This is a genomic window from Streptomyces sp. B5E4 (assembly GCF_039871555.1).
In the GTDB taxonomy this organism is placed as follows: domain Bacteria; phylum Actinomycetota; class Actinomycetes; order Streptomycetales; family Streptomycetaceae; genus Streptomyces.
Window position 1 is genome coordinate 205,451 of the sequence record NZ_JBDPMI010000004.1, and the last position, 21,399, is coordinate 226,849.

Sequence of the window (21,399 nt, forward strand, 5' to 3'; positions counted from 1 at the left end):
GGCGCCACGGCGGGACGGGGGCCGGGACGGAGCGGCGGGGCCGGAGCGTGGCGGCCCGGCCGTCAGGCGGCGGCGGGCGTCAGGCTTCCGTGACGGCTTCCCGGGCGGTGACCCCGGCCGCGGCGTCTTCCGCGCCCTCGGCACCCCCGGCCTCCTCGGCGTCCTCCACGTCCTCGGCCCGCGCCAGCGCACAGATCGGCCGCAGCCCCTCCTGCACCGCGCCGCTGATCTCGCCGAGTTTCTGCTGCTGCTCGGGCGTGAGCACGTCGAAGAGGTGTTTGCGCACCTCCGTCACATGGCCCGGCGCCGCCGCCTCCAGCACGGCGAACCCGGCGTCGGTGAGCTGCGCCACGGACCCGCGGCGGTCGGCGTCGGTGGTACAGCGGGAGACGTACCCCGCCTTCTCCAGCGCCGCCACCGCGTGGGACAGCCGGCTGCGCGAGGAGCGGGCCTGTTCGGCGAGCTGGCTCATCCGCAGGCTGCGCCCGGGGGCCTCGGAGAGGTGCACCAGGATCTCGTAGTACGCCACGGGCATCCCGGAGTCGCGCCGCAACTGGCGGTCCAGATGCGCGTTGAAATCGCGGACGGCGTTCATGAAGAGGCGCCATATCCGCTGTTCGTCATCGGTGAGCCAGCGTACGTCGTTCATGTGTCCAGCATACCTATAGTTGAGTCCTCAACCAGAGCGTGTTACGGTTTGAGTGAAAGTTCAACCACTCGCCCAGTGGTGGGCACCGCTACGGAAGAGGAATATCCCCATGACCACTCACGCCGACCGGATCCCCGCTTACCAGACCGGTACCTGGACCATCGACCCGGTGCACTCCGACGTCTCCTTCGTCGTCCGGCACCTGGGCGTCACGCGGGTCCGCGGCACGTTCGACCACGTCGAGGGCACCATCGTGACCCACGAGGACCCGCTGCAGTCCGAGGTCAACGCGGTCATCCAGACCACCTCGATCAACACGCGCAACGACATGCGCGACGACCACGTACGCACGGCGGACTTCCTGGACGTCGAGACGTACCCCGAGATGACCTTCACCTCGACCGGCATCCGCGAGAAGGACGGCGTCTACCTGATCGACGGCGACCTGGCGCTGCGCGGCGTCACCCGCCCCGTGACCCTGGAGACCGAGGTCGGCGGCTTCGCGCCGGGCATGCAGGAGGGCAGCATGGTCGTCGGGTTCTCCGCGAGCACCGAGATCAGCCGCTCCGACTTCGGCGTCACCGGTGGCGCGGCCGGCGCGGCCGTGAGCGACAAGATCAAGATCACGCTGGACATCGAGGCGGGCCGTTCCTGAGGCCCACGCGCACGACAGCGGGCGGCCGAGGCGCCGCCCGCCGTGCCCACCACGGTGCGGGGCGACCCCGCCGGTGACGTCCGCTCAGTCGCCGGCCAGGGAGTCGCCCCGCACCGTTCCCGTGCCGGGCAGCGCCTCGGCCGGGTCCGAGCCGTGCCGGACGGGGCGGTTGTCGCCGTCCACGAACACGATCCGCGGCAGCAGCGCCTTCGCCTCCGCGTCGGCCACCGTCGCGTAGCTGATGACGATCACGAGGTCGCCGGGGCTGACCAGCCGGGCCGCCGCGCCGTTGATGCCGATGACACCGCTGCCGCGCGGGCCGGCGATGACGTAGGTGGTGAGCCGGGCGCCGTTGTCGATGTCGACCACGTCGACCTGCTCGCCGGCCAGCAGATCCGCGGCCTCCATCAGGTCTTCGTCGACGGTGAGGGACCCGACGTAGTGCAGGTCGGCCTGCGTCACGGTGGCGCGGTGGATCTTGGACTTCAGCATCGTCCGGAACACGTGCGGCCTCGCCTGCGGTCAGGGGGTACGGGAGCGACGCCAGGGTAACCACCGCGCCGCACCGCACCGGTCCCGTGAGCGGCGAACTGTGAGCGACACCACCGCACGGCTCCGTACGGGCGCGGGCATACGGGACGGATGCCCGCCGGGGCTTCGACGGGCCGGAGTGCCGGAAGCCCGGCTCGCGGTCAGGGGCCCCCTCTCGCGCGGGGCGTGGTCTCCGCCAGGTACCTCACCGTCCGGCTGATGTCCGACAGCGACAGGATCCCGACGAGTCTGCCCTCCTCCGTGACCAGGACGCGGTGCTCGGGGCCGGGCTCCATGCGGGGCAGCAGGTCGGCGAGGGAGTCGTCCGGGCCGACGACCACGAGCTCCGGCAGCGGCACCATCACCTCGCCCACGCTCACCGTCCCGCCGTGGTCCGGCCGTACGTGTCCGGCACCGCGCAACGTCACCAGACCGACCGGTTCCCCGCTCTCGCCGAGGACCGGGAACGCCGAGTGCCGGTAGAGCGGGTCGTCCAGCAGATGCGCGACGTCCAGGGCCTCGGGCACCACGACCGGATCCGGCGTCATGGCGTTCCGCACGGGGACACCGGAGAGCACTCCGCGCAACTGCGCCTGCCGGCCCTCGGCGGTGGCGGCCCCGACGAGGAACCAGCCGATCAGGGCCAGCCAGAGTCCGCCGAACGCGCCGCCGCGCAGGAACACCACGAACCCCAGCACGATGAGCACCCAGCCCAGCGCGCGGCCCGCCGCGGTGGCCCCGGCGGTCGCCCGCAACCGGTCTCCCGTACGCCACCACAGCAGCGCGCGCAGCAGCCGCCCGCCGTCCAGCGGTGCGGCCGGCAGGGCGTTGAAGACGGCGAGCAGCAGGTTGATGCCCGCCAGCCACCCCATCACCTGCACCACGAGGTCGGGCGCGGACGCGAGGTGAACAAGCCAGGTGCCCAGCACGAAGAGTCCGCCCAGCAGGAGGCTGACCAGGGGGCCGACACCCGCGATCCGCAGTTCGGCACCCGGGTTCGACGCCTCCGACTTCAACCGGGCCGCTCCGCCCAGCAGCCACAGCACGATGTCGTCCACGGACACGCCGTTGCGCCGGGCGACCACGGCGTGCGCGAGCTCGTGGGCGAGGAGGGAGACGAAGAAGACCACGGCGGCCACCAGGCCCGCAGCCCAGTACAGCACCCGGGGACGGCCCGGATCGGCGTCCGGGAGCTGGCCCTGCGCGAGACCGACCAGGATGATGCCGAAGATCAGGACGACGCTCCAGTGGACCCCGATCCGGATCCCGGCGATGCGCCCCAGCGTGAACGTCGCCCGCACAGCGTTTCTCCTCAGCTCGCATTCGGCGCGGGACGGACCGGCGGAGCCGCCGTACGGCCGCGCTCCTGGCCCCGTCCTCGACGCTTCCAGTGAAGCCCGGTCCGGACCCGGGCACGCTGTCGAAGGGGTGCCACCTGGGCCATTCGGCGTAGCGGAAGGGCCGCGGCGTCCTCGGCGCGCCCGGCGGCCGGCGCCCGGTCCCGGCCGGCCGGCACCCGGCGGGCGACGGTCGCGGGGGCGGCCCCCGCTGGGCGGCCGAAACGCACAAGACGCCCCCGTTACTACCGCGTTCCGGACCGGCCCGCCACTCGCCGGGGCCCGATCCGGTGCTTCGCCCCGGCGCCCCGTGTCGCTGACCCGCCGTGCCTCCCCCTCGTGAGACCAGTTGGTCATGAAATATGACAAATACGCCACGAAGGGGGTGCCCCGGCGTACCGCGCTCTGCCTCGGCCTGCTCGGCGCGTACCAGCTCGCCATCGCCCCGGACGCGCACGCCCCGAAGTCGGGGGCGGCGGCAGCCCGAACGGGGCTGGCGAACGGCAAGCCGCTCGGCGGCCCGTCGCCCCGGCTGCGCCCGACCGCCGGCCGCGCCGGCACCGCGCCGATGACGACGTCCGGCGGCATGGCCCGTATCGCGGGACCGACCCGGCCGGTCGCCGTGCGCGCGACGCCGCACACCACGCTGCGGGAGACCGGCAAGAAGATCGCGCTCACCTTCGACGACGGCCCGCACGCGACGCAGACGCCGGAGATCCTGCGGATCCTGCGGCGCCACGGGGCGCGCGCGACGTTCTTCGTGATCGGCCAGAACATCCCGTGGAACCGCGAGGTGTTGCGCCAGATCGCCGCCGACGGCCACGTGGTCGGCAACCACTCCTACACCCACCCGCAGCTCGACCTGATCAGCACGCCGCGGGTGCGTGAGGAGCTGGAACGGACCTGCGAGCTGGTGGCCAGGGAACTGGGCGCGCCGCCGCGGGTGGCGCGGGCGCCGTACGGGATGTGGCACGGACCGAGCCTGGAGGTCTGCGCACACCTGCAGATGGAGCCCTTCCAGTGGGACATCGACACGCTCGACTGGGACGACCGCGACCAGGCGTTCATCGAGACGACCGTGCTCAGGCGGGCACACGCGGGTGCGATCGTGCTGGCGCACGACGGCGGGGGCAACAGGTGGGCGACGGTGCGGGCGTTGGAGTACTACCTGCCGCGGCTGCTGGATGAGGGATACACGCTGGTGCAGCCGGCATGACCGGCGAAAGCCCACCTCGCCTCCACCCCCGGCATCCCCTGCATCTCCCCGCAACTCCCGCACACCCGCCCAAGGGCAGGCCGCTCACCTGACAGAACCGCCCGCCGACGGACCGCCCGCGGTCCCGCCTTCCGTACGGTGGCGCGGCGGGAGGGCCGGAGATCGGGTGGTTCGGGGGCTGGCCCGTAGAAAGCGCTTGCGGCATCCTGGTGTCCATGGCCGATCCCGCACTCCCGCCCCTCCCCGGCGGCGTCAGCGTCTCCCGGCTCCGCGTCTACGACTGGCAGGCCCCCGACGGCCTCCGCGGCGGCACCCCGCATCTGCACCTCGCCTGCACCGAGGCGTACGTCGTTCTCGGCGGCCGCGGTGCCGTGCAGACCCTGACCGCCTCCGGGTACGCCGAGACCGAGCTGGTCGAGGACGCCGTCGTCTGGTTCACGCCCGGCACCATCCACCGGCTCGTCAACGCCGACGGCCGGCTCGACATCCTCGTCCTGATGCAGAACGCGGGCCTGCCCGAGGCCGGCGACGCCGTCTTCCCCTTCCCCTCCGACGTCCTGCACGACGACGCCGCCTACGCCAGAGCCGCCGCCCTCGACCCGGCGGAGCCGGAGAAGTCCGCACAGGCGCGCCGCGACCTGGCGCTGGCCGGCTTCGCCGAACTGGCCGGGGCCGCACGGGCGGGTGACATGGCACCGCTGGAGGCGTTCCACTCGCGGGCGGTGGACCTGGTACGGCCGCACCTGGACGACTGGCGCGGCCGCTGGGAACGGGGCCCGGCCGCGGCCGCGGCGGCGACGGACGCCCACCTGACCGCACTCCGCACGGACGGCGCCCACCTGCGGACGGCGTCGGTGCAGCGGACGGGGGCGAAGTCGCGCTTCGGGATGTGCGGGCGACTGCAGGCGTGCGACCTGGACGGCGCGGTGACGGTCGGCACGTAGCGGAGGGTCGGCGTCTCACCGCGGGGGGAGGCCGTCACCAGGACGACGACGGCGGCCCCCATGTCGCGTTCCCCGCACACCCGCCCAAGGGTAGGCACCCCCTCCGACAACGCCGCCGCACCACCGCATCCCCCGGTCCACCCGACGCACGCCCACCCGACGCACGCCCATCCAGCGCCCGTCGATCCGCGCCCGCCGATCTCTCGATCCGCCCGTACGGGACCACCCCCGCGGCAACGGCGGGAACCCGGGTGGCGCCCGCCCACCCCGCGAGAAGAATGTCAGATATGCACCGGTTCCTGGCCCTGCTCCTCGCCCTGCTCGCCGCACTCCTCACGGTGTCCCCCGCGCGCGCCCAGGACACCGTCGGCGACGCCGCCGACGCGCTGCGCGAGCGGCCCGTCTACATCCACCCCGAGGTCCGGGGCCAGATGTCCGTCGACCGGGCCAACGCGCTCGCCGCCCGGATCAAGGACGCGGACAGCCCTGTCTTCGTCGCCGTGCTCCCCGCTGACTCGGGCGCCGCCGCCCGCGACGTACTGCCGAACCTCCGCTCCCGTACCGGCATCGCCGGCGTCTACGCCGTCCGCCTCGGCAACGGCTTCGGCGCCGCCGCCGACGCCCGCGTGCTGTCCGCCAGGGCCGTCGACAACCTCCGCCGCGCCGCCGTCGGCGCCCACCCGGGCAACGCCACCGACCAGCTCGTCACCTTCGCCGACGCCGCCGCCGGACAGGCCGGCGGCAGCGCGCCCTCCGGCTGGCGCGACAGCACCGGCATCGGCGGCCCCGGGGCCCTCACGGTCGGCGTCGTGCTCCTGCTGATCGTCGGCGTGGTCCTGTTCGTCCGGCAGTGCGGCAGGCTCCGGGACGCGGAGCGGGCCCGGGTGGAACTGGCGCGGCTGCGCTCCGTCGTCGACGAGGACATCACCGCGTACGGCGAGGAGATGACCCGTATCGCCTTCGACCCCGCCGACCCGGCCGCGGACGACGCGATGCGCGCGGACTACCAGAAGGCGCTCGACGCGTACGAGAAGGCCAAGTCCCGCATGGACGCGGCCGGTGTCCCCGCCGACGTACGCGGGGTGACGAAGGCGCTGGAGGAGGGCCGGTTCGCGCTGACGACCCTGGAGGCGCGCCGTACCGGCGCCCCCCTCCCCGAACGCCGCCCCCCGTGCTTCTTCGACCCCGGCCACGGCCCGTCGACCGCCGACGTGGAGTGGACCCCGCCGGGCGCCGCGCCGCGCACGGTGCCGGCGTGCACGGCGGACGCGAACCTGCTGGCCGCCGGCAAGGAGCCGATGACCCGCAGGGTCGACACCGCACGCGGCCCGCAGCCGTACTGGAACGCCGGCCCGGCGTACGTCCCCTGGGCGGGCGGCTACTTCGGCGGCGGGCTCCTCCCCGCGCTGCTGGTGGGCACGATGCTGGGAACGATGATGTACGCCCCGGGCGGCTGGGCGGCGACGGACGGCATGGGCGAGAGCGGCTACGCGGGCGGGGACCACACCGGCGCCGACTTCGGCCCCGGCGACTTCGACGGCGGCTTCGGCGGGGGCGACTTCGGCGGCGGAGGCGGAGGCTTCGGAGACGGCGGCTTCGGCGGCTTCTGAACACGGCGTGGCAGCGGGACGGCGCGGGCCTGGCGCGGGCGAGCACGGCGGGACGGCCCGTACCGAAAGGAGCAGACGGCTGCCGGCCGTTCTGGCCGAGTCGCGCCCTTCACGACCGGTGCCGCGATCCTCACACTACGTCACAGCACCGACAACCGACCTGGGGGCGGGCGATGGCGGCACGACGGCGACGTAGGGCCGCACGGCGGCGGCGGGTGGCACGGCTCAGGGCCGCCGCATCGGGCGGCGCACTCCTGCTGGCGTTGCTCGTCCTGAACTGGTTCACGCTCTGGCCCTACGCCCTCGGCGTCCTCGCCGCCACCGCCGTCGGGGCAACGGCGGTCCTGCTCTGGCGCACCGACCGCGGCCTCCGGCGCCGCGATCGCCGATGGCGCGCGGACGACCGGATCAGCGCCGGCCGCCGCACCCTCCCCGAGATCGACGCCATGTCCCCCGACGAGTTCGAGGAACACGTCGCACGTCTCCTCCGCCGGGACGGCTGCACCGACGTCCGCCGCGTCGGCCGGTCCGGTGACCACGGCGTCGACGTCACCGCCCGCCTCCCCGACGGCCGCCTCCTCATCACGCAGTGCAAGAGGTACGCACCCAGCCGCCGGATCGCCGAACGCGACATGCGCGACCTGCTCGGCGCCAAGACCCACACCTGCGCCGCCGTCGCCGTCTTCGTCACCACCGCCGACTTCAGCGGGCCTTCCCTGACGTACGCGAAGCAGAACGGCCTGATCGCCGTCCACCGCGACTACCTGGGCACCTGGAACAACGGCGCCACCCTCGAAGCCCTCGGCCGCGTGAACGGCGCCGGCCAGGGCGACCGCCGGCACCGGCTCCGCTGGAAGCACACCTACGGCCCCTGACCCCGGCCGGCCCGTGCCGCTGCCCCCGCTATCGCCCCGCCGGATCCCGCCCCGTCGACTCCCGCCGCTTCCGCGCGCCCGCCGGGGCCGGACCCCGTACCGCACCCGGCGCCTGCCACTCCGCGCCGCGCCGCGCCCGGCGCTTGGCGCGCTCGCTGGAGCCGAGCTGATACGGCACCGACGTCACCATCACGCCGGGCGTGAACAGCAGCCGCGCCTTCAGCCGCAGTGCGCTCTGGTTGTGCAGCAGGTGCTCGTACCAGCGCCCGACGACGTACTCCGGGATGTAGACGCTGATCACCGTGTCCGGCTTCTCCTGGCGCAGCCGCTTGACGTACTCGATCAGCGGCCGGGTGATCTCCCGGTACGGCGACTCGATGACGGTCAGCGGCACGTCCAGCTCGCTGTCCACCCACTGCTGCTGCAGCGTCCGGGTCTCCTCGGCGTCGACCCCGATGGTCAGCGCCTCCAGCTTGTCGGAGCGTACGAGCCTCGCGTACGCCAGCGCGCGCATCGTCGGGCGGTGCAACTGGGAGACGAGCACGATGGAGTGCACGTGCCCGGGGCGCGGCATCGCGTCGTCCGCCTCGCCCTCGGCGACCGCGACCTCCTGCGCGACCCGGTCGTAGTGGCGGCGGATGGCCGCCATCACCAGGTAGAAGAAGAGCATCCCTGCCACTGCGATCCACGCGCCGTGGCTGAACTTGGTGATCAGCACGACCACCAGCACCAGCGCGCAGAACACCGCGCCGAACCCGTTCATCGCCCGGGACCGCACGATGCCGCGGCGCACGTCGGGCCGGTGCTCGGTGGTCAGCGCGCGGTTCCAGTGCCGCACCATGCCGGTCTGGCTGAAGGTGAAGGAGACGAAGACGCCGACGATGTAGAGCTGGATCAGCCGGGTGGAGTCGGCCTTGAAGGCGTAGACGAGGGCGCCGGCGAGCAGGGCGACGAAGAGGATGCCGTTGCTGAACGCCAGCCGGTCGCCGCGGGTGTGCAACTGTCGTGGCAGGAAGCGGTCGTGGGCGAGGATCGAGCCGAGCACGGGGAAGCCGTTGTACGCCGTGTTGGCGGCCAGGAACAGCACGAGCGCCGTGGCCGCCGCCAGGACGACGAACGGCAGCGAGCCGTCGCCGAAGACCGCCGCGCCGACCTGCGCGATCACCGGGTTCTGGATGAAGTCGGAGCCGACCGCCTCGCCGTGCCGCAGCAGGTCCTCCGCGGGCCGCTCGGCCATCCGCACGTCGGTGTGCAGCGCGAGGATGATGATGCCGACGAACATCACGATCGCCAGCAGGCCCATCATCGCCAGCGTCGTCGCGGCGTTGCGGCTCTTGGGCTTGCGGAAGGCGGGCACGCCGTTGCTGATCGCCTCGACACCGGTCAGCGCGGCGCAGCCGGAGGAGAAGGCCCGTAGCAGCAGGAAGATCAGCGCGAAGCCGGCGAGGCCGCCCGCGTGCTCGCTGTGCACTTCCAGGTCGGCGGTGGGGGCGCGCATCGTGTCGCCGAGGACGAGGGCGCGGAAGGCGCCCCAGGCGATCATGATCAGGACGCTGCCGACGAAGACGTAGGTGGGGATCGCGAAGAGCGTCCCCGACTCCTTCACGCCGCGCAGGTTCATGGTGGTCAGCAGGCCGATGACGATCAGCGCGCACAGCACTTTGTTGTCCGCGACGAACCCCCAGGCCGAGCCCAGGTTCTCCACGCCCGCGGAGACCGACACCGCGACGGTGAGCACGTAGTCGACGAGCAGCGCGCTGGCCACCACCTGGCCGGCGCGGCGGCCGAGGTTGGTGGTGGCGACCTCGTAGTCGCCGCCGCCGCTGGGGTAGGCGTGCACCGTCTTGCGGTACGAGGCGACGACGACGACCATCAGCACGACGATGGCCCCGGTGATCCAGGGGCTGTACGTGTACGCGCCGACGCCGGCGATCGACAGGACGATCAGCACCTCGCCCGGGGCGTACGCGACCGAGGACAGCGGGTCGGAGGCGAAGACCGGGAGCGCGACGCGCTTGGGGAGCAGCGTCTCGCCGAGCCGGTCACTGCGAAGCGCGCGGCCGATCAGTATGCGCTTCGGCAGTTCGGTCAGCTTGGGCACGGGCCGATCGTAGGTGATCCGAAATACCGCTCTGGGCAGCGAAGGGCGCTTTGTCCAGGACGACGCCGAGGTTTTGACGCGACCCTAACGCCGGGCGTGCCGCCCGCGCTGCGGACCGCCGTCGCCGCCGTCGGCGGCGGGGGCCGCCGGGTCGCCGTCCTGCTCGTCCGCCGAAGGGGCCGCCGGGGGCGCGTTCCTGGCGCGGCTGCGGGCGCGCAGGTACTCGATGACGATCGGCAGCACCGACAGCAGCACGATGCCGATGAGGATCGCCTCGACGTTCTGGTGCACGAAGTCGATCTGGCCCAGGGCGGCGCCCAGAAGGGTGACGCCGACGCCCCAGAGGATGCCGCCGATGACGTTGAAGATGACGAACAGCCGGTAGTTCATCCGGCTGACCCCGGCGATGATCGGGGTGAAGGTGCGCACGATGGGCACGAAGCGGGCGAGCACCAGCGACTTCGGGCCGTGTTTCTCGAAGAACTCGTGCGCCTTCTGCACGTTCTCCCGTTTGAACAGCCTGGAGTCCGGGCGGTTGAAGAGGGCGGGGCCGACCTTGCGGCCGAAGAGATAGCCGACCTGGTCGCCGGCGATGGCCGCGACCGCGATGAGCACGCACATCAGCCACAGCGGGAAGTCGAGCACGTCCGAGGTGATCAGCAGGCCCGTGGTGAACAGCAGCGAGTCACCCGGCAGGAAGAACCCGATGAGGAGCCCGGACTCGGCGAAGACGATCGTGAGCACGCCGAGCACGCCGAACTTGTCGATCAGGAAGTCGGGATCCAGCCATCCCGGTCCGAGCGCGAGCGTGTTCATGGGTTCGGGACTCCAGACATCTGGGACAGGCGGCAGGGAGAAGAGTGGGCCACCTACGGGGGAGAACGCAAGCCGGGTGCGTGCGGTTCCGGACGCGGCGCGTACGGGTGGGGGGCGGGCGGATGCCGGGGGCGCGGTGGGGCCGGGCGGCGGCCGGCGGGCCTGGCGGGAGGGCGGGGCGCTCGCCGCGGCGCGTGACTAGATCTGCTTGTCCGGCCAGCCGAGCAGGCGGGCGCCCATGGCGGCGGTCTCCAGGGTGTAGCGGTGCAGGGAGTCCGCCACGTCGTAGCCGGTCAGGGTACGTATCCGGTCCAGGCGGTACGACAGCGTCCGCACGCTCACGCCCAGCCGCCGCGCCGCCTCGGCGTTGACGTAGCCGGCGTCGGCGCACGTCTGCAGCGTGGCGAGCAGCGGCTCGGCGCCGCCGCGGGCCTGCGTGAGCGGGCCGAGGACGGTGCGTACCAGATCGGCCATCGCCGCCCGGTCGCGCAGCAGCACGGGGAAGACCAGCAGCTCGGCGGCCTGCAGCACGGGCTGCGTGAGGCCGAGCGCGGCCGCCATGTCGAGCGCCCCGAGCGCCTCCTCGTAGCTGCGGACGACCCCGCCGGGGCCCGCGTGCTCGCGGCCCATGGCGACGCGGGTGGCACCGGCGTACCCGCTGCCCGGTTCCAGGGCCACCTTGGCGAAGGCGTCGAGCAGCGCGCGCTCGCTGCTGCCGGCGACGCAGACGAGCTGGCCCTCCTTGGTGGTCAGCAGCACGTCGCGCTCGACGAAGCGGCCCAGCAGCTCCCGCTCGATGCGCCGCACCAGGGGGTGGACGTCGGCGAAGGGCTCCTCGCCGGCGGCGACCGCGACGGCGTGGGCGCGGGCCAGCCGCAGCCCGAAGCGCTCCGCTCGCTCGGCGAGCCGGCCGAGGTCGCTGCGGCCGTAGAGCAGGTCGTCGACGAACTCGCGGCGCTCGGCCTCCTCCTGCCGGACAGCGAGCCGCTGGGCGCGCTCGTGGCCCTCGCCGAGCGCCGTGACGGCCGCCTCGACCGCGGCCAGCACGGCGTCGCCGCTGCGGGCGCGCTCGGTGGCGCTCGCGGCGCTGGCCACGCCGGGCAGGGTGGCCCAGGTGCGGCGGGTCTCGGCGAGGTGTCCCGCGACCAGTTCGCGCAGGCTGCGGCCCGCCTCGGCGGCCTGCTCGCCCAGCTCGCGCAGCGCGTCCAGTTCGGGGCGGCGCAGCAGCCGGCCGGTGGCGGACACGTCGGCCAGCAGGTCCGCGTAGCCCACGAGGAAGTCGGGGGGTGACCCCGCTACGGGCGTTCGCGCCACCACCGCTCCCGGTTGCCGGATCCTGGAGACGGGACACCGCGGTCGCTGCCGGGTCCCGGAAATGTGGCGCCCAGAGTACGGCACGGGGGTTCGGGCGGGAAAGCGCGGTCCGTACGGGGTGAGGGGGCGGCGGGAGCCCGCTTCCCGCCGCCCCTGCGCGTCGGCCGGTCCGCGTCCCTCGCGGCCGGTCCGTCCCCCACGGCCGGTCCGCCGTCCGCGAGGGTGCGTCCTCGGTGACCCCGCGTCAGCCCGACAGCTCGACCGCCTGCCGGACGGTCGCGGCCAGGTCGCCCACCGCCGGGTCCTCTGTCTCGGCGGCCAGGTCCTCGGCGTGACCGGCGAGTTCGCCGACCGTGGGCGCGCCGGGCAGCGGCAGGGCCCCGGCGCCGGTGGTGCCGCTGCCCTCCTTGCCGTCCGCGTACGGCTCGGGGGTGGTGCCGGCGTCGGAGCCGCCGCGCAGGGCGTCGGCGAAGTAGGCGGCCAGCGCGGTGAGCTGCAGCCGGGGCGGGGCAGCGCCCCACAGCTCGCCGGTCAGAGCGCCCGCGTCGACGGTGCTGGACTCCTCGTGCGGGGCGCGGGTGTCGGGGTCGAGCCAGCGCACGGTGGCCGTCGCGACGCCGCCGGAGGCGCCTTCGGCGAGCCGGACGGCGTAGAGCGCGGTGACGGTGTGGCCGGGGCCGACCTCGCCGCCGTCGACGGCGTCGTTGCGGAAGTCCTCGTCGGCGACCTGGCGGTTGTCGTAGCCGATCAGCCGGTAGTCGGAGACGGCGTCGGGGTCGAAGACGACCTGCGCCTTCGCGTCACGGGCGCGCAGGTCGACGTTGCGCGGCAGGTCCTCGACGAAGACCTCGCGGGCCTCGTCGGTCTCGGAGACGTAGGCGGTGTGGCCGTCGCCCTGGTTGGTCAGCCGCTCCATCAGCGCGTCGCCGTACTCGCTGCCGACGCCGACGCCGAACAGGGTGATGCCGTAGTCCTCCCGGGCCGCGGCGATGCGGTCGAGGATCGTGTCGGCGTCGGTGGCGCCGGTGTTGGCGAGGGCGTCGGAGAGGAGGACCACGCGGTTGGTGGCGCCCTTGCGGTGGCCGTCGACCGCCTCGTCGTAGCCGCGGGCCACGCCGGCCTCGAGATTGGTGCTCTCGGTGGGCTGCAACTCCTCGACGGCGTCGTGGATGCGGTCCTCCGCCCCGCCCACGGCCGTCATCGGCAGCACCGTACGGGCCTCGTCGCTGAACGCCACGAGCGCCAGCGCGTCGTCGTCGCGCAACTCGTCGACCGCCGTGTGCAGGGCCTCCCGTACGAGGCTGAGCCGGCCGGGCTCCGCCATCGAGCCGGAGACGTCCACGACGAAGGTCAGGGCGGCGGGCCGGCGCGCCTGCCTGCCGTACTCGTTGCTCTCCGGACGGGTCGCCAGCCCCACACGCATCAGCGACCAGCCGTCGTCCGCCGCGCGGGCGCCGTCGGTGGTGACGGAGAAACCGTCGTCCTCGGGCGCGGGGTAGTCCTGGCGGAAGCTGTTGATGAACTCCTCGTGGCGCACGGTGTCCGGCTGCGGCAGCGAACCGGCGTCTATGGTGCGGCGGGCGTAGCTGTACGAGGCGGTGTCCACGTCGAGCGCGAAGGTGGAGACCATGTCGGGCTCGGGTACGAACGAGTCCGCCCGTTCCTTGCCCGCGCCCGCGGCCTCAGGGGCGGTGTCGTACGCGCCGTCCGGGGCCACGGAGGGCGCCTCGGGGGCCGGCGGGGGCGCGGCTCCTGAGCCCGCGTCCTCTTGGGCAAGCTGTTCGTTCCTCGTATCCTCCCCGCCTCCGCTGCAGCCCGTCAGCAGCAGCGGCACCGTCACCAGACCTGCCAGTCCCCTGAGCACTACGCGTCTCATCGCGCCCCTCCCTCGTACCGTCCTCATCGGGACTGTGACGAAGGAGGGGGCGATTCGGTGCCGTTATTCCGCCGACTCGTGGATCCCGGCCCGGGGCATCAGTGACACGGCATCAGCTCCTCGCACACACGACGGTTGATGGTGGAGGCGGTGCGGAACACCGGAACCGTCCGGATCCCGATGCCGCAGACATGTCGCACCGTTACCCGCAAAGTACCCCCCGACCGCACGATCTGCCTCCCCAACGCCGGCACCTGTCTCAGCGGGATGTCGGGAAGCCCAGGTCGACGCCGCCGTCCGCGGGGTCGGGCCAGCGGGTCGTGACGACCTTCGCCCGGGTGTAGAAGCGGACGCCGTCCTCGCCGTAGATGTGGTGGTCGCCGAAGAGGGACTCCTTCCAGCCGCCGAAGGAGTGGTAGCCCACGGGCACGGGGATCGGCACGTTCACACCGACCATCCCGGCCGTGGCCTCCAGCTGGAAGCGCCGGGCGGCGCCGCCGTCGCGGGTGAAGATGGCGGTGCCGTTGCCCCACGGCGAGTCGTTGACGAGCCGCACCCCTTCCTCGTACGTCTCCGCCCGAACCACGCACAGCACCGGCCCGAAGATCTCGTCCCGGTACGCGTCGGACTCCACCGGCACCCGGTCCAGCAGGCTGACCCCGATCCAGTGGCCGTCCTCGCGGCCGGGAACGGTGTAGCCCGTGCCGTCCACGACCACCTCGGCGCCCTGCGCCGCGGCCCCGCGCACATAGCCGGCGACCTTGTCGCGGTGCTCACGGGTGATGAGCGGGCCCATCTCCGAGTCGGGGTCGTCGCCGGGGCCGATACGGACCTTGCGGGCCCGCTCGGCGATCTTCGTCACCAGCTCGTCGCCGGTGTCCCCGACCGCGACCACCGCGGAGACCGCCATGCAGCGCTCCCCCGCCGAGCCGTACGCGGCCGAGACCGCGGCGTCCGCGGCCGCGTCCAGATCGGCGTCCGGCAGCACCAGCATGTGGTTCTTCGCGCCGCCGAGCGCCTGGACGCGCTTGCCGTGGGAGGTGCCGGTGGTGAAGACGTACCGGGCGATCGGGGTGGAGCCGACGAAGCTGAGCGCGGCGACGTCGGGGTGCTCCAGCAGCCGGTCGACGGCCTCCTTGTCGCCGTGGACGACGTTGAACACCCCCTCCGGGAGCCCCGCCTCGGCCAGCAGCTCCGCGAGCAGCCCGGCGGCCGACGGGTCCTTCTCGCTGGGCTTCAGCACGAAGGTGTTGCCGCAGGCGATGGCCAGCGGGAACATCCACATCGGCACCATGGCGGGGAAGTTGAACGGCGTGATGCCGGCGACCACGCCGACGGGCTGCCGGATCGAGGCGACGTCGATACGGGTGGAGACCTGCGTGGACAGCTCGCCCTTGAGCAACTGCGGGATGCCGCAGGCGACCTCGACGATCTCCAGCCCGCGGGCCACCTCCCCGAGGGCGTCGGAGTGCACCTTGCCGTGCTCGGCGGTGATCAGCCGGGCGACGTCCTCGCGGCGGGCGGCGAGCAGTTCACGGAAGCGGAACAGCACGGCGGTGCGCCGCGCGAGCGAGGACACGCCCCACTCCGCGAACGCCTCACGGGCGGCGGCGACGGCGGCGTCCACCTCGGCGGCGGAGGCGAACGCGACCTCGGCGGCCTGCGCCCCGGTGGCGGGGTCGTAGACCGGCCCCGACCGTCCCGAGGCGCCCTCGACTGCCTTGCCGCCGATCCAGTGGCCGATGGTCTTCATGGGCAATCCCTTCGTCCAGCAACGGTTTCGGTCTAACCGCCGCCGAGGAGCCGTGTCAATCATGCGTCGATCACGCCGCGTGCGTGTCTCGTCACCAATGTCACGGTTACGTCCGTTCCCCACCACATCTGCTCGACAACCCCTCGGCGAGGGTCGGCCGGGGTGCCCCGGCGGGCACAGGGTCACTGATCACCAGGGGCGCTGCCCCGGCGCCCCGCCGGGAGGTACAGAGATGACGGACAGTCTGTGGTCGTACAAGGAGATCGCGGCACACATCGGCGTGCAGACCGAGACCGTGCGGTCGTACCGGAAGCACGGGATGCTGCCGGCACCCGACGTCGTCGAGCACGGCAAGCCCTACTGGTACCCGGACACGGTGCGCGCCTGGGTCGCCCGGCGACCCAGCAGCCGCACCCGCCGCGGCCGCCGGTGACCCCGCCACCCGCGGCCCGGCCGTGCCCGCATCCCCCCGGGCGTCACCGCCCGCCGATAGGCGTGAGGTCGTCGGACTTGTCCGCCGGCCGCTGCTCCTCCTGACCGGCCGCCCGGGGCCCGCCCTCGCTGAATCCGCTGCGCTCGACGCGCTCGTGGAACCGGCGCAACGGCCCGGGTGCCCACCACGTGGCGGCCCCGGTCAGCTTCAGAACCGCGGGCACCAGCAGCCCGCGCACCACCATCGCGTCCATCAGCACCGCGAGGGCGAGACCGATGCCCAGCATCTTGGTGTTGGTGACCCGCGAGGTGCCTATCGCGAGCATCACCACCGCGAGGATCACCGCGGCGGCGGTGATGAGCCCGCCGGTCCGCCGCAGCCCGAAGACGACGGCCCCGTCCCGGTCCCCCGTGCGGTCGTACTCCTCCTTGATGCGGGAGAGCAGGAAGACGCCGTAGTCCATGGACAGGCCGAAGGCGACGCAGAACATCAGCACCGGCAGCGTCGTCTCGATGTCGCCGGTGGCGGTGAAGTTCAGCACCCCGGACAGGTTGCCGTCCTGGAAGACCCACACGATGGCGCCGAACATCGCGGTGAGGCTCAGCGCGTTGAGCACGACGGCCACGAACGGTATGAGCACGCTGCCGGTGAGCAGGAACAGCAGGATCAGCGTCGCGAGCACGATCATGAGCGCGGCCCAGGGCAGGACGGACCGGATGGAGTCCTTGGCGTCCACCAGATCGGCGGCCGTGCCCGTGACCGACGCCCCGAACGGCGGCCCGATGTCCCTGATGTCGCGCACCAGGTCCTGGCTGGCGGCGTCCACCGCCTCGCCCTCGGCGGTCACCGTCAGATAGCCGGCGCCGCCGTCCATCGCGGGGCCGGCGACCCGTGCCACGCCGTCCAGCGCGGCGATCCGCTCCCGGTACCCGGCCAGCTCCGCGGCGGCCGGGTCGCCCTCCACGTAGATCTCGATCGTCCCGCCCGGAGTGCCCGGGAAGCCGTCCCTGATGTGTTCCTGCACCACGTGCGACTCGGCCGACCGGGGAAGCTGCCGGTCGTCCGCCGTGCCGAACTCCACCTGCAGGAACGGCAGTCCGAGCAGCATCAGCCCCGCGGTCGTGAGCACCGCGAAGACCGGCGCCCGGCGCATCACGAGCTTCGCCAGCCGCGCCCAGCCGCGCCCGCTCTCGGGACCGCCGGGCATCACGCCGCCGCGCCTGGGCAGGATGCGCCAGGAGTTGACCCGCGGGCCGAGCAGCACCAGCGCGGCGGGCAGCACCGTCAGCGCCGCCACCGCGGCCAGCAGCACCACCGCTATCCCCGCGTACGCGAACGAGCGCAGGAAGTACTGCGGGAAGAGCAGCATCGCCGAGAGGGACACCGCGACCGTCAGCGCCGAGAACAGAACCGTGCGGCCGGCGGTCCGCAGCGTCGTGCCCACCGCGCCCAGCGGATCCGCGCCCGCGGCCAGCTCTTCCCGGTAGCGCCGGACGATGAACAGCGCGTAGTCGATGGCGAGTCCGAGGCCGAGGGCCGTGGTCAGGTTCTGCGCGAAGACCGACACGTCCGCGAACTCGGTGATGCCGCGCAGCACCGCGTTCGTCCCCAGGATGGCCACGATGCCCACCGCCAGCGGCAGCAGCGCGGCGACGGCGCTGCCGAAGACCACGATGAGCAGCAGCAGCGTCACCGGCAGGGCGATGATCTCGGCCCGCAGCAGGTCCTCCTGGATGGTGCCCTGCAACTCGTCGTAGACCGCGGTCTGTCCGCCGAGGCGCACCTCGACCGGGCCGTGCTCACCGCGGAAGTCCGGCGCCAGGTCGTCGAAGATCTCGCCGGCGCGGGTCTCGTCCCCCGTGATCCGCGCGGCGATGAGCGCCTCGCCGCCGTCCTCCGACCGCAGTCCCGCGGCCGCGGCCTGCGCCTCCCCCGCGCCTTCCGCTCCCTTCGCCTGCCCGGCGGCCTGGGCAGCCGCCCAGTACGACGTCACCCCTTCGACCGAATCCACCGCCGCCAGCCGGCCGGCCAGCCGCTCCGCCTCGGCGGCGACCGCGGGATCGTCCACCCCGTCCGGCCGCCCGCTGTCCACGAGCAGCAGCAGGTTCGGCCGGGCACCGGGGAACTGCTCGTCCAGCGCGTCCGCGGCATACGCCGACTCGGACGCCGGGTCCTGCCACCCCCCGCCGCTCATCCGGTCCGCCACTCCGCTCCCGGCCACCACGGCCAGCGCCGTGAAGACCAGCGCGAGCAGCAGCGACAGCCTGGGCCGCGCCGTGACGGACCGCGTCCAGCGGCCCGGCCCGGCCGTTCCCCCGCTTGTGCCCTCGGCCATCGGTTCCGCCCCTTCGTTGCACAGCGCAATAGAATGAGACACGAGCCGGAATACGAGTCCGCGCTCGCGTTTCCACAGAATGCGAGCGGGAGCTCGCGTTTGTCAACTCCTACCCGGAGGCTGTGGATAGCCGTGTCGAATCCAGCACCGGCCGCCGGCGGGCACGCCCCCGCCGACCGGCCGCCCCGCCGCAGGCAGGCGCGTGGCGAGCGGCGCGCGCAGCAGTTGCTCGACGCCGCCGAGGCGGTCTTCGCCCGCAGCGGCTACGCCGCCGCGTCCACCAACGCCATCGCCCGCGAGGCCGGCGTCTCCCCCGGCACGCTGTACCAGTTCTTCCCGAACAAGGAGGCGCTGGCCGTCGAGTTGGGCCGCCGCTACAACCACGTGCTCCACGAGACGAACAGCGAGGCGTTCACCCCTGCCAACGCCGCGCTCCCGCTCGACGCGATGCTCGACGCCGCCCTCGACCCGGTGATCGACTTCTGCGCCGCCAATCCCGGCTTCGAGGTGCTGCTGCAGAGCGCGGACGCCCCGGGCCTGGTCGCGGAGGAGCACGAGGCGGTGCACACGACGATCGTGGCCGCCGTCGAGGTCATGCTCACCCTCCGCGCCCCGGAGCTCTCGGGCGCGGAGATCACCCGCACCACCACCATGTCGTTCAGCATCTTCAAGGCGGGCCTGGAGTTGTTCATGACCGCCGGGGACACCGAACGGGAGGCGTACCGCAGGGAGATCAAGCGGGCCCTGTTCGGCTACCTCGCCCCGGTCGTCGGCACCGACGCCATAGACCCGCCGGCCTGACCGCGAGATCAGCGGGACGGGAAAATACCCCTAGGGGGTATACTGTGTAGCGCAGGGAGCAGAACACGGCTGCGCCCACCGTCGACAAGGGAGACTCCCATGAGCGCTCAGACGCCTGTCACCACCGTCTACAAGGTCTCCGGCATGACCTGCGGCCACTGCGAGGGCGCCGTGAGCGCCGAGATCTCCGAGCTCGACGGCGTCTCCTCGGCCAAGGCCGTGGCCGCCACCGGCGAGGTGACCGTCACCTCCGCCGCCCCGCTCGACGAGGAGAAGGTGCGCGCCGCGGTCGACGAGGCCGGATACGAGCTGGTCGGCCCGGCCTGATCCGTACGGCCCGACCGGTGCCGCGCCCGTCCACGCGATACGGGGGGCACCGGCGTGCGGGCGCCGGTTGGCACCGCTTCAGTCGAGTGACTTAGATCACACTGATCGGGGGGTAACCATCGGCGCCGGTCGCGTGTCTATTCGGGTGACGTCGACACCCGGCGGAGTCGGCGTGCACGAGGCCGGGACGGCACGTGCGAGGAGCATTGAGCGGCCCCTCCCGCGGCGGCGTCCCGGCGGCATGAAGGCGCCCGGCCCCTACCGGGGCCGGGAGAGCGAAGCGCCCCGTCGACTGATCCGTGGGGGGATCGCAGACGGGGCGCCTTCGCGTTCTCGTGCGTCGTTGCCGGCGTGCGGGTTGCCGGCAGCTCAGCGCTCTTCGACCGGGATGAAGTCCCGCAACACCTCACCGGTGTAGATCTGCCGGGGACGGCCGATGCGGGAGCCCGGCTCCTTGATCATCTCGTGCCACTGGGCGACCCAGCCCGGCAGTCGCCCGAGCGCGAAGAGCACCGTGAACATCTCGGTCGGGAAGCCCATCGCGCGGTAGATCAGGCCGGTGTAGAAGTCGACGTTCGGGTACAGCTTGCGCTCGACGAAGTAGTCGTCGGCGAGCGCGTGCTCCTCCAGCTTCAGGGCGATGTCCAGCAGTTCGTCGGACTTGCCCAGCGCGGAGAGGACATCGTGCGCCGCCGCCTTGATGATCTTCGCCCGGGGGTCGAAGTTCTTGTAGACGCGGTGCCCGAAGCCCATGAGCTTCACACCGTCTTCCTTGTTCTTCACCTTGCGGATGAAGGTGTCGACGTCGCCGCCCGTGACCTGGATGCCCTCCAGCATCTCCAGCACGCTCTGGTTGGCGCCGCCGTGCAGGGGCCCCCACAGCGCGCTGATGCCCGCCGAGATGGAGGCGAACAGGTTGGCCTGCGAGGAGCCGACCAGCCGCACGGTGGAGGTCGAACAGTTCTGCTCGTGGTCCGCGTGCAGGATCAGCAGCTTGTCGAGCGCGCTGACCACGACGGGGTCCAGATCGTACTCGGCGGCGGGCACCGAGAAGGTCATGCGCAGGAAGTTCTCGACGTACCCGAGGTCGTTGCGCGGGTAGACCACCGGATGGCCGACGGACTTCTTGTACGCGTACGCCGCGATCGTCGGCAGCTTGGCCAGCAGCCGGATCGTCGACAGGTGCCGCTGCTGCTCGTCGAACGGGTTGTGACTGTCCTGGTAGAAGGTCGACAGCGCGCTGACCACGGAGGACAGCATCGCCATCGGGTGTGCGTCCCGCGGGAAGCCGTCGTAGAAGCGCTTGACGTCCTCGTGCAGGAGGGTGTGGCGGGTGATCTCGCCCTTGAACACCGACAGCTCGTCGACGCTGGGCAGCTCACCGTTGATCAGCAGGTAGGCGACTTCCAGGAACGTGCTGCGCTCGGCGAGCTGTTCGATGGGGTAGCCGCGGTAGCGCAGAATCCCCTGCTCGCCGTCCAGATAGGTGATGGCCGACTTGTACGCCGCAGTGTTGCCGTAGCCGCTGTCCAGGGTCACCAGCCCGGTCTGGGAGCGCAGCTTTCCGATGTCGACGCCGGTGTCACCGACGGTGCTGTCGACGATCGGGAAGGTGTACTCGCCGTCGCCGTACCGAAGTACTGCAGATTTGTCGCTCACTCTGTCCTCACCCGACGTATCGTGCCTCTTCTTTGAGGTGTGTTTGAGGTGCCCTGACTACCCTCCAGCTTCCCCCATGCGGAGCTCTTCCGTGCACTCGGGGTCGGCTGCCGGATCAACATACGGCACTCCGTGCCACATACGGACCATCGTGCCCTGTCGGAGCG

At 72.6% G+C, this 21,399-nt stretch carries 18 protein-coding genes; 8 read left to right on the forward strand and 10 right to left on the reverse strand.

The genetic code is table 11. From position 1 onward, the window contains the following. Positions 1-79: 79 nt before the first annotated feature. The gene (locus ABGA99_RS08030) at positions 80-649 is read right to left on the reverse strand and encodes a MarR family transcriptional regulator (protein WP_347576615.1); all 570 of its coding nucleotides are present in this window, start codon (positions 647-649) and stop codon (positions 80-82) included. A 109-nt stretch (positions 650-758) separates the two neighbouring features. Between ABGA99_RS08030 and ABGA99_RS08035 the strand changes: the two genes are divergently transcribed. After that, positions 759-1,304 (forward strand): YceI family protein, encoded by a 546-nt coding sequence (locus tag ABGA99_RS08035; RefSeq protein ID WP_347576616.1) that lies wholly within the window; start codon positions 759-761, stop codon positions 1,302-1,304. Between the two features lie 84 nt (positions 1,305-1,388). On the opposite strand, the gene panD is transcribed toward ABGA99_RS08035, so the two are convergent. Both panD and ABGA99_RS08045 read right to left on the reverse strand, forming a co-directional pair. Continuing rightward, positions 1,389-1,808 carry an aspartate 1-decarboxylase gene (panD, locus tag ABGA99_RS08040; protein WP_347576617.1) on the reverse strand — a complete coding sequence of 140 codons (420 nt, stop codon included), beginning with the start codon at positions 1,806-1,808 and terminating at the stop codon, positions 1,389-1,391. 188 nt (positions 1,809-1,996) lie between these two features. Beyond that, positions 1,997-3,136, reverse strand: coding sequence for a site-2 protease family protein (locus ABGA99_RS08045; protein WP_347576618.1), 1,140 nt, complete (start codon positions 3,134-3,136; stop codon positions 1,997-1,999). Between the two features lie 391 nt (positions 3,137-3,527). Here ABGA99_RS08045 and ABGA99_RS08050 point away from each other — a divergent pair, with 391 nt between their 5' ends. The 4 genes from ABGA99_RS08050 to ABGA99_RS08065 all read left to right on the forward strand — a co-directional run bounded on the left by ABGA99_RS08050 (position 3,528) and on the right by ABGA99_RS08065 (position 7,817). After that, positions 3,528-4,388, forward strand: a complete 861-nt coding sequence (locus tag ABGA99_RS08050) for a polysaccharide deacetylase family protein (RefSeq protein ID WP_347576619.1) — start codon at positions 3,528-3,530, stop codon at positions 4,386-4,388. Positions 4,389-4,603: 215 nt separating this feature from the next. Beyond that, entirely contained in the window at positions 4,604-5,332 is a 729-nt protein-coding gene (locus ABGA99_RS08055; RefSeq protein WP_347582401.1) for a cupin, read from the forward strand. Positions 5,333-5,619: 287 nt separating this feature from the next. After that, entirely contained in the window at positions 5,620-6,942 is a 1,323-nt protein-coding gene (locus tag ABGA99_RS08060) for a hypothetical protein (protein ID WP_347582402.1), read from the forward strand. Positions 6,943-7,157: 215 nt separating this feature from the next. Next, positions 7,158-7,817 carry a restriction endonuclease gene (locus ABGA99_RS08065; protein WP_347582403.1) on the forward strand — a complete coding sequence of 220 codons (660 nt, stop codon included), beginning with the start codon at positions 7,158-7,160 and terminating at the stop codon, positions 7,815-7,817. 28 nt (positions 7,818-7,845) lie between these two features. Here the strand turns inward: ABGA99_RS08065 and ABGA99_RS08070 are convergent, their stop codons facing one another. The 5 genes from ABGA99_RS08070 to ABGA99_RS08090 form a co-directional block, all read right to left on the reverse strand. Further along, the gene (locus tag ABGA99_RS08070) at positions 7,846-9,918 is read right to left on the reverse strand and encodes an APC family permease (RefSeq protein WP_347576623.1); all 2,073 of its coding nucleotides are present in this window, start codon (positions 9,916-9,918) and stop codon (positions 7,846-7,848) included. A gap of 84 nt (positions 9,919-10,002) precedes the next feature. Next, positions 10,003-10,734, reverse strand: coding sequence for a VTT domain-containing protein (locus tag ABGA99_RS08075; RefSeq protein WP_347582404.1), 732 nt, complete (start codon positions 10,732-10,734; stop codon positions 10,003-10,005). Between the two features lie 198 nt (positions 10,735-10,932). After that, positions 10,933-12,051, reverse strand: a complete 1,119-nt coding sequence (locus tag ABGA99_RS08080) for a helix-turn-helix domain-containing protein (RefSeq protein ID WP_347576625.1) — start codon at positions 12,049-12,051, stop codon at positions 10,933-10,935. Positions 12,052-12,292: 241 nt separating this feature from the next. Beyond that, positions 12,293-13,888 carry a von Willebrand factor type A domain-containing protein gene (locus tag ABGA99_RS08085; RefSeq protein ID WP_347576757.1) on the reverse strand — a complete coding sequence of 532 codons (1,596 nt, stop codon included), beginning with the start codon at positions 13,886-13,888 and terminating at the stop codon, positions 12,293-12,295. A 295-nt stretch (positions 13,889-14,183) separates the two neighbouring features. Beyond that, complete coding sequence (locus ABGA99_RS08090) at positions 14,184-15,677, reverse strand: CoA-acylating methylmalonate-semialdehyde dehydrogenase (RefSeq protein WP_347576626.1); 1,494 nt, start codon at positions 15,675-15,677, stop codon at positions 14,184-14,186. Between the two features lie 232 nt (positions 15,678-15,909). On the opposite strand from ABGA99_RS08090, the gene ABGA99_RS08095 reads away from it, so the two are divergent. Beyond that, positions 15,910-16,110 (forward strand): MerR family transcriptional regulator, encoded by a 201-nt coding sequence (locus ABGA99_RS08095; RefSeq protein WP_347576627.1) that lies wholly within the window; start codon positions 15,910-15,912, stop codon positions 16,108-16,110. Between the two features lie 43 nt (positions 16,111-16,153). On the opposite strand, the gene ABGA99_RS08100 is transcribed toward ABGA99_RS08095, so the two are convergent. Continuing rightward, positions 16,154-18,445, reverse strand: coding sequence for an MMPL family transporter (locus tag ABGA99_RS08100; RefSeq protein ID WP_347582405.1), 2,292 nt, complete (start codon positions 18,443-18,445; stop codon positions 16,154-16,156). A 132-nt stretch (positions 18,446-18,577) separates the two neighbouring features. Between ABGA99_RS08100 and ABGA99_RS08105 the strand changes: the two genes are divergently transcribed. Further along, positions 18,578-19,246 carry a TetR/AcrR family transcriptional regulator gene (locus ABGA99_RS08105; RefSeq protein WP_347576629.1) on the forward strand — a complete coding sequence of 223 codons (669 nt, stop codon included), beginning with the start codon at positions 18,578-18,580 and terminating at the stop codon, positions 19,244-19,246. Positions 19,247-19,345: 99 nt separating this feature from the next. After that, entirely contained in the window at positions 19,346-19,573 is a 228-nt protein-coding gene (locus ABGA99_RS08110) for a cation transporter (RefSeq protein WP_347576630.1), read from the forward strand. Between the two features lie 369 nt (positions 19,574-19,942). On the opposite strand, the gene ABGA99_RS08115 is transcribed toward ABGA99_RS08110, so the two are convergent. Next, positions 19,943-21,232 (reverse strand): citrate synthase, encoded by a 1,290-nt coding sequence (locus tag ABGA99_RS08115; protein ID WP_347576631.1) that lies wholly within the window; start codon positions 21,230-21,232, stop codon positions 19,943-19,945. Between the last annotated feature and the right edge of the window lie 167 nt (positions 21,233-21,399).

Coding starts and splice junctions, on each gene's coding strand:
- ABGA99_RS08100 (WP_347582405.1), bottom strand. CDS start 18,445: ATGGCCGAGGGCACAAGCGGGGGAACGGCCGGGCCGGGCCGCTGGACG.
- ABGA99_RS08055 (WP_347582401.1), top strand. CDS start 4,604: ATGGCCGATCCCGCACTCCCGCCCCTCCCCGGCGGCGTCAGCGTCTCC.
- ABGA99_RS08110 (WP_347576630.1), top strand. CDS start 19,346: ATGAGCGCTCAGACGCCTGTCACCACCGTCTACAAGGTCTCCGGCATG.
- ABGA99_RS08095 (WP_347576627.1), top strand. CDS start 15,910: ATGACGGACAGTCTGTGGTCGTACAAGGAGATCGCGGCACACATCGGC.
- ABGA99_RS08060 (WP_347582402.1), top strand. CDS start 5,620: ATGCACCGGTTCCTGGCCCTGCTCCTCGCCCTGCTCGCCGCACTCCTC.
- ABGA99_RS08050 (WP_347576619.1), top strand. CDS start 3,528: ATGAAATATGACAAATACGCCACGAAGGGGGTGCCCCGGCGTACCGCG.
- ABGA99_RS08090 (WP_347576626.1), bottom strand. CDS start 15,677: ATGAAGACCATCGGCCACTGGATCGGCGGCAAGGCAGTCGAGGGCGCC.
- ABGA99_RS08030 (WP_347576615.1), bottom strand. CDS start 649: ATGAACGACGTACGCTGGCTCACCGATGACGAACAGCGGATATGGCGC.
- ABGA99_RS08035 (WP_347576616.1), top strand. CDS start 759: ATGACCACTCACGCCGACCGGATCCCCGCTTACCAGACCGGTACCTGG.
- ABGA99_RS08075 (WP_347582404.1), bottom strand. CDS start 10,734: ATGAACACGCTCGCGCTCGGACCGGGATGGCTGGATCCCGACTTCCTG.